Source organism: Streptomyces populi (assembly GCF_002911015.1).
Lineage (GTDB): Bacteria > Actinomycetota > Actinomycetes > Streptomycetales > Streptomycetaceae > Streptomyces > Streptomyces populi.
Genome location: NZ_KZ626876.1, coordinates 44,059 through 56,327 on the forward strand (window position 1 = coordinate 44,059; position 12,269 = coordinate 56,327).

General features: G+C 67.6%; 9 protein-coding genes and 1 pseudogene. 4 read left to right on the forward strand and 6 right to left on the reverse strand.

The window, feature by feature from the left end:
- Positions 1-2: 2 nt before the first annotated feature.
- Together CW362_RS20175 and CW362_RS20180 are read right to left on the reverse strand one after the other, a co-directional pair.
- Positions 3-2,825, reverse strand: a complete 2,823-nt coding sequence (locus tag CW362_RS20175; RefSeq protein WP_103550900.1) for an FtsX-like permease family protein — start codon at positions 2,823-2,825, stop codon at positions 3-5.
- Positions 2,826-2,830: 5 nt separating this feature from the next.
- Positions 2,831-3,535, reverse strand: a complete 705-nt coding sequence (locus tag CW362_RS20180) for an ABC transporter ATP-binding protein (protein ID WP_225900152.1) — start codon at positions 3,533-3,535, stop codon at positions 2,831-2,833.
- A gap of 87 nt (positions 3,536-3,622) precedes the next feature.
- Between CW362_RS20180 and CW362_RS20185 the strand changes: the two genes are divergently transcribed.
- Both CW362_RS20185 and CW362_RS20190 read left to right on the forward strand, forming a co-directional pair.
- Complete coding sequence (locus CW362_RS20185) at positions 3,623-4,252, forward strand: PadR family transcriptional regulator (protein ID WP_103550902.1); 630 nt, start codon at positions 3,623-3,625, stop codon at positions 4,250-4,252.
- A 128-nt stretch (positions 4,253-4,380) separates the two neighbouring features.
- Positions 4,381-4,662 (forward strand): annotated as a pseudogene (locus tag CW362_RS20190) (integrase core domain-containing protein); the annotation flags it as partial.
- A 90-nt stretch (positions 4,663-4,752) separates the two neighbouring features.
- Here CW362_RS20190 and CW362_RS20195 read toward each other — a convergent pair.
- The gene (locus CW362_RS20195; protein ID WP_338069071.1) at positions 4,753-5,571 is read right to left on the reverse strand and encodes a zinc-binding dehydrogenase; all 819 of its coding nucleotides are present in this window, start codon (positions 5,569-5,571) and stop codon (positions 4,753-4,755) included.
- 149 nt (positions 5,572-5,720) lie between these two features.
- Here CW362_RS20195 and CW362_RS20200 point away from each other — a divergent pair, with 149 nt between their 5' ends.
- Positions 5,721-6,119: a winged helix-turn-helix transcriptional regulator gene (locus tag CW362_RS20200; RefSeq protein WP_103550904.1), complete on the forward strand. Its 399-nt coding sequence runs from the start codon at positions 5,721-5,723 to the stop codon at positions 6,117-6,119.
- Positions 6,120-6,346: 227 nt separating this feature from the next.
- On the opposite strand, the gene CW362_RS43370 is transcribed toward CW362_RS20200, so the two are convergent.
- Entirely contained in the window at positions 6,347-7,246 is a 900-nt protein-coding gene (locus CW362_RS43370; protein WP_162684157.1) for a DUF3396 domain-containing protein, read from the reverse strand.
- A 374-nt stretch (positions 7,247-7,620) separates the two neighbouring features.
- Between CW362_RS43370 and CW362_RS20210 the strand changes: the two genes are divergently transcribed.
- The gene (locus tag CW362_RS20210) at positions 7,621-8,556 is read left to right on the forward strand and encodes an SMI1/KNR4 family protein (RefSeq protein ID WP_103550905.1); all 936 of its coding nucleotides are present in this window, start codon (positions 7,621-7,623) and stop codon (positions 8,554-8,556) included.
- Between the two features lie 72 nt (positions 8,557-8,628).
- On the opposite strand, the gene CW362_RS20215 is transcribed toward CW362_RS20210, so the two are convergent.
- Both CW362_RS20215 and CW362_RS20220 read right to left on the reverse strand, forming a co-directional pair.
- Entirely contained in the window at positions 8,629-10,563 is a 1,935-nt protein-coding gene (locus CW362_RS20215; protein ID WP_162684158.1) for a hypothetical protein, read from the reverse strand.
- A gap of 646 nt (positions 10,564-11,209) precedes the next feature.
- Positions 11,210-11,674, reverse strand: coding sequence for a hypothetical protein (locus tag CW362_RS20220; RefSeq protein ID WP_162684159.1), 465 nt, complete (start codon positions 11,672-11,674; stop codon positions 11,210-11,212).
- Positions 11,675-12,269: the final 595 nt, after the last annotated feature.

The window sequence follows — 12,269 nt, forward strand, 5'->3', positions numbered from 1 at the left end:
TGTCAGTCGGCGGCGAGCAGGTGGGCGGGGGCGATCCGGGACAGCCCCCGGATCGGGACCGTCAGAGCCGCGCTCACCAGGGCGGTCGCGGCGAGCGTGGCCAGCAGTGCGGCGCCGGCGACCGCAAGGAGGTGCCCGTGCAGCACACCCTGACCGAGCGACAGCACCACGAGCAGGCCGGCCACCGCGCCGGTCAGGCCGCCCAGCAGAGCCAGTCCGATCCCCTCGTACAGGGTCAGCATCGCCAGTTCGCGGTTGGTCCAGCCGGTCGCCCGCAGCACCGCGAGATCGGCGGCGCGCTCGCGCTGCGAGATGATCAGTACGTCGATGGCGCCGGCGGCACCCAGCAGCAGGGAGAGGGCGACGCTGAGGTAGTCGGCCCCGCGTGCCTGCGCCACCACGGCATTGCCGAGCAGCGAGCCGGCCGCCTCGCCGCGGAAGGCCAGTGTCAGGGCGAGCAGCACGGTGAAGGCGGCCACTCCCAGCGCCAGCCCTGCCGCGCCCAGCAGCGTGCGGCCCCGCACCCGCAGCAGGTTGAGCACGGCCAGTCCGGCCACCGAACCCACCGGGCGGGAGCGGCGGGCCGCGGTCACAGGGGGTCGGACGGCTGCCATGGGCCCCAGCCGGGCGGCGAGCCAGGCGGGGATCAATCCTGCCGCCAGGGCCACGAGGAGCGCCACCGGCAGGACGAGGAGTGACTTGGCGCCGGCGTCGGGCTGTCCCAAGATGCGGCCGAGGGCGTAGGCGAGGACCGTGCCCGCGGCTCCGGCGGCGAGGCCGATGACCGCCAGTTCGCCGAGGACCAGGCGGAGTACTTCACCGCCGCTCCAGCCCAGGCAGCGCAGCGTGCCGATCTCGGTGCGGCGTGAGCGCACCGAGGCCAGCGCCGCCTGTCCGAGGAAGAGCGCGCACACGACGAGGACCAGTACGAAGAGCACCGCGCTCTTGGTGTCCACCGCCCTGAGGATCCGCAGCGCCACGCCCTTGGCGACCCAGCGCTCCGTCACGTGCGCCGAGGGACTCAGCGCCACCGTCTGCGGGGCGGGGGAACTGCCGACGGTGACGTCGACCTGGAGCCGGGGGTAGGCGGCCCGGATCGCCCCGGCCACGGCGTTCACCCGCGCACGGGAGGCGGTGTCGACGCCGCTCACGCCGGCCACCCGGATCCTGATCGCGCTGACCGGCGCCTTGTCCTGCAGGCTCGGGACCCGGCGGCTCTTGGTGAGCGCGGTGATGGAGTCCATCGTCGTCAGCATGGTGGGCGGCGGGCTGGCGTAACCGCCCAGGTTGCGGTCGGGCCGCAGCGGCCTGTCATGGAGCACCGCGCGCGTGGCGGGGTCCGCGCCGGTGACCTGTGGCGACTGGTAGGTCTCCAACGGGACGTCGGACAGTGCCGAGAAGCCGTGCAGTTTGCCGGTGTCGTAGCGGCCGACCAGGCGGACGAAGGGATTGGGCAGGCGCCCGAAGTCGACTTGGTCGCAGTGTCCCAGGCCGAGGCAGTCCGTGGAGGCATGGCTGATCACCTTCCGGTACTGCTTGCCCTGGTTCTCCTCGGGAACGTAGGGGACGGGCTGCTGTTGTTGGTTGGTCACCCACAGGCCGGGCTTCTGCCGCGGCTGCGCCTGCACGGCGAGGCCGCCGTCGGATGTCCGGCGGTAGGTGACAGGACCCACCGTCCAGTAGGCGCCGGTGTCGAAGGAATCCTCCTCCAGCGCCTTCCGGTAGCCCTTGCTCAGATCGACGCCGACCTTGCCCACACGGGTCCCGTGCAGGCCGCGGACGAAACTGGCGGCTGTCGGATTGCCCAGTTTGGAGGGCAGCTCGGCCGGGTCGCCGACATCGAGCCGTTCGACGGCGGCGTCGAGCGTTCCGGCGGTCAGCGGGCTGCTGCTGAGCAGCGCCGGGATGTACGAGTCGTGCTGCCCGTGGGTGCTCTTGGAGGACGGCAGCGTCCACGGCTTGTCCCGCTCGGTGAGCATGCGGCCCGAGGTGATCGCGCCGCCCAGGCCCACCAGGCGGTTCTCGGCCTCAGGATCGACGGCGGACAGCAGCACGGGGTAACTGACCGGAACGTCGATGGTGGCCTTGCCCCGCCCGGACTGACAGTTCATCCACGAATTCAGGTCCCGGTCGAAGGCCGACCTGTCGCTGAGGTCCTCGGCGATGAGGTTCGGCCTCATCGGCAGTTGCAGGTTGAAGTCCTTCTGCTCGGTCTTGTCCCGGTTGAAGTAGAAGCAGACGTCGTACTTGCCCTTCAGCTGATAGCGCCGGGTGCTCTTGTCGACCGCGCCCTTCTCCAGGGTGTCGGACTGGAAGATCTGATCCGACGACGACCCCGACGTCAGGGGGGAGCGGGTGAGGTAGACGTACTCGTCGGAGGTCCGATAGGTGCCCAGTCCGGCCGTGAGCGTCGGGCTGATGCGCAGGATCTGCCGGGACGCCTTGCTGTCCAGGAAGCGGGAGACGTCCACGGTGACGGTGCTCATCACCATGAGGTACCCGATGTTGGCGACCGGTGCGGCCACGTCGATCCCGGCCATGCCGCGGATGCGCCGATACTGGTCCACGGTGATGCCGCCGAACGTGCCGGACAGGAAGTTCGGCTCGACCAGTCCGCTCTGCCGTTCCACGTCCGTCTGCGAGTTCGGCGGGCGCACCAGGACGTCGTAGGCGGACCGTGCGTTCTTGCGGACCGTGCCCACGGTGGTCGCCCTGCTGGTGCTCACCGTCGCGGTCAGCAGGGTGAAGCTGGTCGCCGCCACCAGGATGCCGGCGGCCAGGGCCAGCGCCCGCCCGCGCCGCCGCCGGAGCTGATCGAGGATCATCGTTATCACGGGCGCAGGCCCCCCAACCGGTTCAGCACGTCGCCGGACGGCGTGACCCGCTGGTCGGAGGTGATCCTGCCGTCCTGCAACCGCACCACCCGGTCGCCGTTGGCGGCGACCTCCGCGTCGTGGGTGGCGATCAGCATCGTCATCGCGTACCGCTCGCGCAGCGACATCAGCAGATCGATGATCTCCCGCCCGATGACGCTGTCCAGGTTGCCGGTCGGCTCGTCGGCCAGCAGCAGTCCCGGCCGGTTGACCAACGCGCGGGCGACGGCGACGCGTTGCTGCTGACCGCCCGACAACTGCGAGGGCAGGGCGTCGGACCGGTCTCCCAGGCCGACCGCTTCGAGCAGTTCCATACCGCGCTCGCGCCGGTCGAAGTCCACTCTGCGGGGCAGGACGGGGGCGAGCACGTTGTCCAGCGCGGTCAGCGCGGGCAGCAGATGGAAGCGCTGGAAGACGAAGCCGATACGCCGCCGGTGGCGGTCGAGGTTCCGGGGCACCAGCTCCGTGCCGTCGATCTCGACATGCCCCTCGTCGGGCTGGTCCATACCGCCCGTCACATGCAGCACGGTGGACTTGCCGGCACCGGAGGCCCCGGTCAGCATCACCACCTCGCCGGCCGCGACCTCCAGGTCGATCCCGTCCAGTGCGGTCAGCCCGGGATACCGGCGGCTCACCCCGCGCAACGCCACGCTCACAGCCATAGATGCAGCCTCACCCTCATACATTGTCGCAATTCAAGGGTATGTTGTCACAATGCAGGAGGGAGCCAATGCCGAAGGGAGAGGTGGATGCCGCTCCAACACGCAGTACTCGCGCTGCTGACCCAGCGGCCGAACCACGGATACGAACTCAAAGCCCGGTTCGAGGAGGCCATCGGCCCGCAGTGGGGCGGCCTGAACATCGGCCACCTCTACCAGATCCTCGAACGGCTGGTCCGTGACGGCTATGTCTCGCGCTCGCAGGTCACGCAGACCGACCGGCCCGACAAGAACCTCTACACGCTCACCGAGGCCGGCAGGACCGAGCTGAACACGTGGGCGACCAGCGCCTGGGTACGTGTCGGCGGCTTCCGCGACGAGCTGTTCCTGAAACTCCTCGGCGCCGTCGCCCTGGGCCCGCACGCCCTGACCACACTGATCGAGGCACAGCGGCAGACATACCTGTCCGAACTCGCCGGCCTGGCACAGCAGCGCCGGGCCCACGCCGCCGAGCCGCTGGTCGCGGTCCTGATCGACGCCGCCATCGCGCACACCAAGGCCGACCTCGGGCTGCTGGACAGCGCCTCGGCACACCTGGCGCCGCTCGCCGCGGCCCAAGACGCACAGGCGCCACAGCGTTCGCAGCCCCAAGGATCCGGCGGTACGGACACCATCAGCGACGACAGCGGCAGGAGAGGACGCCGGCCGGAGTCCGCATAGCCGACGCCACGCACGTTCAAAGCCGAGTTCACCCTGGGCACGGGCATCCGGGTCTGCTCCAGGACCGTGTCGGCGCTGATGACGCAGGCCGGGATCCTCGGCCTGCCCGGACCGGCGCGCGTCAAGCGGCTGCCGGCCTCCTGCCGTCGTTCGGCACCGTCGGGGACGGCCTGGACAACGCGATGACGGAGTGGTTCCGGTCCTCGACGCAGCTCGAGCTGCTCAACCGCAAGCGCTGGAAGACCCGGGGCGAACCGGCCGACGCGATCTTCGAGTTCATCGAGATCTTCTGCAACCGCCAGAGACGACACTCGGCACTGGGCCGCCGCACCCCCACCGAGTACGAACCACTCTCCGAGAACGACACCATCCCGGCTGCCGGTCAGCCACCGAGCCTGGAACCCAAATGATGGGGCGGGTCATGATCGTCCTCGGCGTCCTGGCCCTGCGGAGGCAGTGCCGACGCATCCCGCTCACGGTGTGACCTGCAGGACTGCTTTTCAGGAGACGCGGCGGCCGCGGAGGGCCTCGGCGGCCTCGGCAAAGCGGTCCCAGGATCCCTGCCAGCCGATCTCGACAGTGATGGCCCCCTCGGCGGTCAGCCCGGTGAGAACGGTCAGGTCCGGGCCGGCATCGCCCTCGATGACGAAGGACGTCAGCGACCTGGGCGGGCCCACGGTCGCATACGGGGGGAAGACCGCCGGCTCCCCGGAAGTCCAGCCGACGCTCTGCACGTTGCCCCCGGGAGCGAGCAGGCTCCATGCCGCCACCAGTTGGGGACCGCCGACGCTGTCGATGACCACGTCGACGGCTCGCTCGAGTCCCTCCAGGCCGACCAGCACCTCGTCGGCGCCGAGGCCGACCAGCCCCTCCCCGCGGGCTGTCGAGCCCACGGACGCGATCACGTGGGCACCCGCCTTCGCCGCCAACTGGACGGCGAACCGGCCGACCCCGCCGGAGGCACCGGTGACCAGCACCCTCTTGTCCCGTCCGAGCCCGGCGGCCCGCAGCGAGCGCAGTGCGGCCACTCCGGCGACCGGAAGGGCGACCGCCTCCGCCGGGTCCAAGTTCTTGGGCACCTCGGCAAGCGTACCCACATCGATCGCGACGCGCTCGGCGAACGCCCCCGAGGTCAGGGCCACCACCCGGGTGCCCACCGCCGGGCCGGTTCCGTCGGCGGCCGCCCGAGCCACCACTCCGGCGGCGTCCGAACCGAGCACCGCACCCATGGGCACCCGACCGGAGCGAGCGTCGTTGAGGTCGCCGTAGTTCAAGGAGACATGGGAGACGTCCACCAGGACCTGGCCCGGTCCGGGCACGGGGTCGGGAACCTCGGCGAGGCGGACGGCGGCGGGTGCGGACGGATCGACGACGAGAGCACGAACAGGCAGGTCTTCCCCCTTGGTTCATGACTTGTAACAGCAGTCATCATCAGTAACCTTGCGGTCCAGCGGAAGGAGGCACATTTATGTCACGCAGTCACACCCGCGTTGCGGAAGCGGTGAGGGACGAAGCCTGCCCGGTCACCGAGGTGCTCGACCGCGTGGCGGGCAAGTGGAGCATCGGGATCCTGATCGCCGCCGCCCACGGCCCGGTCCGCTTCACCGAACTCGAACGCGCCATCAACGGCATCAGCCGGCGCATGCTCACCCTCAACCTGCGCCGACTGGAGCGGGACGGGCTGCTCATCCGTACCGTCTATCCGACCGTGCCGCCCAAGGTCGAGTACAGCCTCACGCCCATGGCCCAAGAACTCCACGCCTCACTGACCGGACTGGTGGGCTGGGCCGAGCGCCACCGGTCCACCATCGCCGAAGCCCGCGCCGCCTACGACAGCGCGGCGGAGCAGCGACCGGACACCGACTGAACCGGCCCGGACCGGCTCTCGAGCTCTGGCGATTCCACGACAGCCGGAGAGGGATGTCCGGCCCTGCGGAACGTCACGTAATTGCCCACCAGCGGCGTCAACTTCCCTGCCTACCTGTTCGAACGGCCACGTCTTAGGTCTCCGGGACCCATTCCACGGGAGGGGGTGCGACTGTGGTGAGGTCCCCGGGTGCCGTTGCGGCTGCTGCCGCTGTTCTTCCCTGCCAGTCAGTCGTCGAGGACCACCAGGTTCGTGGGCGGCTGGTCCGGTACCGGTGACGGGCTGCGGAGATCGCCTTGGACGAGCGCTTCGCGAACGGCACGATGGACAGCGCGCACCGCTTCGTTGTCGTACTGCTGGAAGGTGGGCGTGGCTTGGAGGAGGAGTGAGCCGTTCGGAAGGGAGGACAGCGTCGAGAAGGCACCCGTGTCCGCCAGGCCTCCGTGCCCGCCCAAGCGCTCGGCGATTCCCGCGGGCACGACCATGAGCCAGGAATAGCCCCTGAGCAGGATGCGCCACTGAAGGGCGTTGCTCACCGGGTCGCCCGGTCGGCCTCGCAGTCGGCTTTCCCATTCGGTGACCCCGCCGCTGCGGCGGTACGAGACATGACCGAACACCACGTTGTACCGGTTGCAGGCCCGGCGGACGACGGCGAGCAGGCGCTCGTGTTCGGCAGCCGTCGTCCCTGGAGCCACCAGAGCCGTGGTGTCCAGGTGGAATCCGAGCTTGACCTGGTCCGGTAGGTCTTCCTCGAAGACGACGGTGAAGGAGATGTCCGAATTACCGACTTCTCCTTTCTCGGAGAAGCGGCCGATCGTCACGCCCGCCGATTCGGGCTGCTCGGTGAGGTGCTGATCCAGCCAGGGGAGCGTGGCGGGAGTGTAGGGGTTGTACAGGACGTCGAAAGTCCCCTGAGGAGAGACGTGAACGTATCCCCAGAGGCCTTTTCGGTTTTTCCCGGGAACGCTCTGGACGATCCGTGTGAATCCTTTCGCGGAGACCTTCACGTTTTGCGGGAGTGCGTCGATCGTTTCTTGCCTGCCGTATTCTCGTACGCTGTCGGTGAGCCAGCCGAGAGCCGCACTCCGAAGTTGTTCCGGTTCTTCCGCGTGAATCGTCAGTTCCACGAAAAGACCATGACTGGCGTCGAAACCGACCGGGTGAAGTGCGCCCACTGTGAACCGCCCAGGGAACTGACTGGCTGTTGGGCGCACTCTACCCGTCCGTGTCACCCCGGTCCGAAGGGACTGGTGAGCATCTTCCCGCGTATTCGTCCGAACGGTCGGCATCGCCTCGGCCAGGGTCTGTGCCTGGGCGGCCGCCACTTCGGCAGCCTCGCGTATGTAGCGGTGGACAGTTGCGATGCCGAGTTGGAAAGGGCTCAGTGGATATGTGCGAAGTGGACCGGTCACGGGCGGCGTTGGCGATGTTGGGGAGCAGTGAGAGGGCCTAGTGTGTGAGAGGTACCGTCCTTCATCCGACCACCTAGGAGCACAGGGCTGTGAAGGTCGAAATCCAGTCGGACGTTCGTGATGTCGCCGCTCGGCTCGGGACGGGCGTTCCCTACGCGCTGAAGGTCCTGGCAGGCCGACTGGCCGACGATCCGGACATGGGTGAGCCTTCGAACCTGCCCGGGATCCTGACCGTGATGATCGACGGCGGCATGTTCGAGGACTGCCCCGATCTGTCAGTCGGGTACATCCGCGAGCCGGACCGGATCGAGATACGGTTCCTGAGAGCCGTCCAAGTCGGCGTGCCCTCCGGGGACGCCCAGGAGCAGCGGGAGGAGCAGCTTGCTGATCCCGCTGCCGCCGCGAGCGGTGTGAGGGAAGTCGCCGACGCCTGGCATCGCATCACCGCTTGGCTCAAGGCCAATGCTCCCGATTCGTACGCAGCGCTTCACACGGGTGCCTCTCCTGCTGAGATCGCTTCTCTGGAAGGTGATCTGGGTATTCAGATCCCCATCGAGCTGCGTGCCCTGTGGTTGCTGGTGGCGGGGGACGACGGGGGAAACGGCTGGGGATGTCTTCCGGGGAACAGAGCGCTGATGACGCTGGAGGCCGTGGCTGGCGTCTACCGGCTGAAGATGGATGCACAGGCCTATGAGGACACCCTCAATGCTGAACGCAGTGAGGACGAACGGATCACCGTGTGGACGGCAACTCGGATTCCAGTGGTCGCTTTGGGCCCTGCCGACATCAGTTCGGGCCTGTATGTGGATGTCGAGAGCGGCTACTTGGGTCGCTGGTCCCGCTACAACGAAGGCTCCGGTGAAGTACTCGACACGTTGGTCACCTACTTGGAGGGGGCTGCCGACATGCTCGAATCTCCGGCCTTGGCCACGGGAGACAAGCCGGGCCTGATCGGTGGGGCGTTGGTGTGGCAGAGCAGTATCGACCCGGTACAGCAGGATGACTGGCGGCCCTGGAGAGGCTGACGGCGTGGGGCAGGGGCCAGCCCCGGTAGGTGGGCTGGCCCCGGCCGGCCTTGGGTACTGGGTTCGGTACCTTCAGCCGATCTTGCTCCAAGCGCAGGTTGTTGCGGTCGACGTGCAGTGCTCGAATCCCGGAAGGGTCAAGAAGAACCCGTCACCGTCCAGCATTCGCCATGCTGGAGCGGGGAACCCGCTGAAGGCGCGTTGGTTTTGTGCGCTTGAGACGGCCGCGCGCCCGCATCGTTCTGTACCGCTTGGTCCGTTCGTCGCCGTGCGGGTGTCGGCGAGGAGGCCGAAGTTCGACGAGCCGTCGCCCAGCTTGTCGGTGAACAACTGTGCGCACTTGGTTCCCGAGGCCACCAGGTTGACGCTCTTCGGGTAGCCGCCGGATTCGTGGGTGGAGGCCATCGCGTACTCGTCGCAGTCGACCGATCCCACGGATGTATCGGATGGGTGCACGCTCCAAGCGGAACCAGAGCCGCATATGACGTTGCGACTGTTGTCCGAGGTCCACGTACTGCCCGTGCTGGTCTTCACCGGGGTGTCTGGTCCCAGGTAGTGCATCAGCGAGTCCCACCGCTTCGATCCGGCGTGATCGGGCATCACCTGCTGCATGTACCAGTAATACCCGCCCGCGGCGGGGTACTTGTTGGTGTCCAGTGTGTAGATGGGCTTGAAGAACGGCAGCACACAGCCTGGGGCCGAGCCTCCCACGATGTCGTCGCAGCGTGGTGCGAGCTCTTGTACCTGCGCGATTCCGGAGGATCCGAAGTCCGCGGTGGCGGTGGCGGTGGTGCTGGCGTCCACGGTTGCGGTTATGGACCAGCTCAGGTCGATTCGTTCCTTGCCCGTGCCGTTCCAGGTCGTCGCGCGGGTGCCCCACCTGCCGTCCGTGTAGGCGTTCCAGTCGTTCGCGTTCCAGTAGGCGTTGTTGCCGGCTGCATTGTCGAAGTCGTCAGCCCATCGAATCACCGAGGTCACGCAGGCCGCGCAGGTCGATTGAGTGTTCCACCGCAGCGTGACGCCCTTCAACTCCGGGGAGATGAGCACCGGCATGATACGGATCTGCTGGTCGAACTCCGCGAAGTCGCTGCCACCGGAGCTCTTGTTCGGGTAGGTCTTGATGCGCTGTTCGAAATCGAACTTGGCGGAGCCGATCGTCGCATCGTTCGTGTCGATGAAGATCAGGGTCCCCGACCCGATACTCTTCACGCAGGCATCGGTGCGGTTCATGTAGTCCTTGCCGGCCGGTTCGTCGGAGCACCAGGGAACCAGGTCGGCCAACGGTGCGTCGGCTGCGGTGGCAGCCGCCTCGGCGGAAGACTCGCCGGCCTTGCGCGCTCTCGTCCGTGCCGCGTCGCGCAGTGCCTCTTCGCGCTTTTGCGCACGTGCCTCGGATGCGGCGGTGGGAGGGGACAGTGCGATGCAGATCTTGCGGCCTTCGGCATCCGGCTTGCCGCAGGTACGTTCCTGGGTGGCTTCTCGCTTCACTGCACCGTTGGCGTCCAGTGTCGGTAGGGCAGGCCCCGGATTCGTTCGGGTGAACTCGCGGTTCTCCTGCGCCGTTGTGTCGATCGTTGACGATGCTTGCGGGGCAGGAAACGTCACGTACGGTTCGATGCGGAAGTCCGCCCACGCTGACCATGTCGTCTCGTAAAGACTGCCGTCGAAGGCGGAGGTGCGGAACTTGTACAGCACCCCGGGCTTGAGGATGCCGTACGGCACCGTTACCTTCGCTGTTCCGCCAGAGGCTACGTACGGTGACACGAGCACCCCGTACGAGCCCGAACCGTCAAGATCGACCTGTGATTTCGGCGTACCGTCCGCGTTCGTGGTGTACACCTGGAATGTCAGATTTGCTGTGTCGCCATCCGCGTCGGTCACCGTGTTGCGCAGTACGACTTCCGGAGCGATGACCCGCCAGACGGTTCCCGACTTGGAGAACTTGGGTCCAGCCGACGGGGTCTTGCCCGACACCGGCCGTGCGCCCCCAGCGGCGATGGCTGCCAAGTCCTGAGGTCCGGCCGCCGCCAACTTCGCCGGGGAAGGGCCCGGACCGGTTGTGGGCGCAGCAGGTGCTGCGGCGGCAGTTCCTGTCCCTGCGAGCAACGCGAATGCTGCACCCGCGGCAACACGCCGCCAGCCCGATAAATGTATGCGTCTCACTTCTTCGAGCCCCCATGCGATTGGTGAGGTTGACACGACAGCTCGCAACACCACCACACGCACCCATGGGGCACCGTTATCAACGTCATGGTTTGTCAGGCGGGAATGTATTCAGGCCAGGCCGTCGTTCCAGGGGCAGGGATACACGGCTGGTGCTCTCGGTGACCAGACATCTGCGCCATTGATCTAACACTCTGCTCTTTCAGCCGGTTGATTCTGGTGTGCGGGAATTGTGACCGCATTTCTCTCCACTGGGTGCATGTCCAAGCGCCCTGACGGTTGAGGGAGTTCGAGGTGCTGGGCGATGATCCTTTATGTAGGAGTCGGGACGATCGCACGCAATGGACCAGCCCCCTATGGACCTCAATGCTTGAAGCGGCCGACTCGCAGAAGATCCGCATGGAGGCCGGCATCGGCGTTGCCGTGTATCCGAACTGCCGTGTGCGAGATCCGGGACATCGTTTAGGAGGAGGCATGGGCCCCTGGTACGTCATTGCCGCAGTTGAGGGCGGTCGCTGCCGAGCCCGCTCCTGGCCGCCTCGACGAAGGCGAGGCGGCACTCGCGCTTGGTGGGTGCTTGGCCGATTGCCGCCACGTCGCGGACGATCTGGTGGAGTGCCTCGGTGTAACGACGCGCGGCTTGAGCGACCTCATGCAAGCAGACCAGTTCAACGGCCTTTTCTGCGAGCCACAACGAGTGGAGGAGCTGGTCTTCGGGCTCATCCGCAGTCGGCAGACCCAAGCTCCTGCGGTCCAGCACCAGTTCGACCTTCTGCGCGGCGGCCAGGAATACCAGGATGACTTCCTTGCACTCCGCCCGCTCGGCCTCCACTCGGCGTTGTAGGTCGCGTCGCATCTCAACGCGAGTCGCCAGGTGCTGCCCGACGAGTGTGCCCGTGGTTCCCAGAAGGACACCGACCAGGGTAAGTACCGTTCCCACGCTGACTCCGTCCACGGTATCCAGGCTGACTCGCTCCGGCGGGCACCGTCCAGACCTTGCACTTGGCAGGCACATTGAGGCCGTACGTGACTCGGTCTGAGGCGGGTGTGGTGCAGATGGCGGCGCGGGATGCGCGTCCGTTCATGTTTCGCGAGGAACTTGACCCGGTGGACGCGGCGTTCGGTGATCCCCGAAGTTCGGCGTCCTCCGTACCCAGCGCCCCGGCTGGCCCTCGTCCGGTCTCCCTGATCTCGCCGCCTGGATCGACGCGGAGCAGGTGAGACGTCGTCTTGAAGCTGTAGTCATCCCAGGTGTCGCGGACCCGGAAGGCCTGTCCCGGCACGGGGGAGCCGGGCCGCCCGCGGCCAGGCAGGACGGTGAACTGCACGTCCAAGCGCCCGGGGTTAGCGGCCGCGTCGTCGCTCGACGAGGTGGACACCGGCGTGTCCGACGCGCCCGCCGGGCGCCCGGCGGCCTTGAAGTCGACCACCACGCACTGACGTTCAGCGAGACGGATGCACGCCCGCCCCGGCGTCGTGCTGACCGGAGCGCGGCGTCGGCCGCCCGCGTCCGGAGCACGACCTCGTGTGCGGCCAGGGCCGGGGGAGAC

Coding starts and splice junctions, on each gene's coding strand:
- CW362_RS20175 (WP_103550900.1), bottom strand. CDS start 2,825: ATGATCCTCGATCAGCTCCGGCGGCGGCGCGGGCGGGCGCTGGCCCTG.
- CW362_RS20180 (WP_225900152.1), bottom strand. CDS start 3,535: ATGGCTGTGAGCGTGGCGTTGCGCGGGGTGAGCCGCCGGTATCCCGGG.
- CW362_RS20185 (WP_103550902.1), top strand. CDS start 3,623: ATGCCGCTCCAACACGCAGTACTCGCGCTGCTGACCCAGCGGCCGAAC.
- CW362_RS20200 (WP_103550904.1), top strand. CDS start 5,721: ATGTCACGCAGTCACACCCGCGTTGCGGAAGCGGTGAGGGACGAAGCC.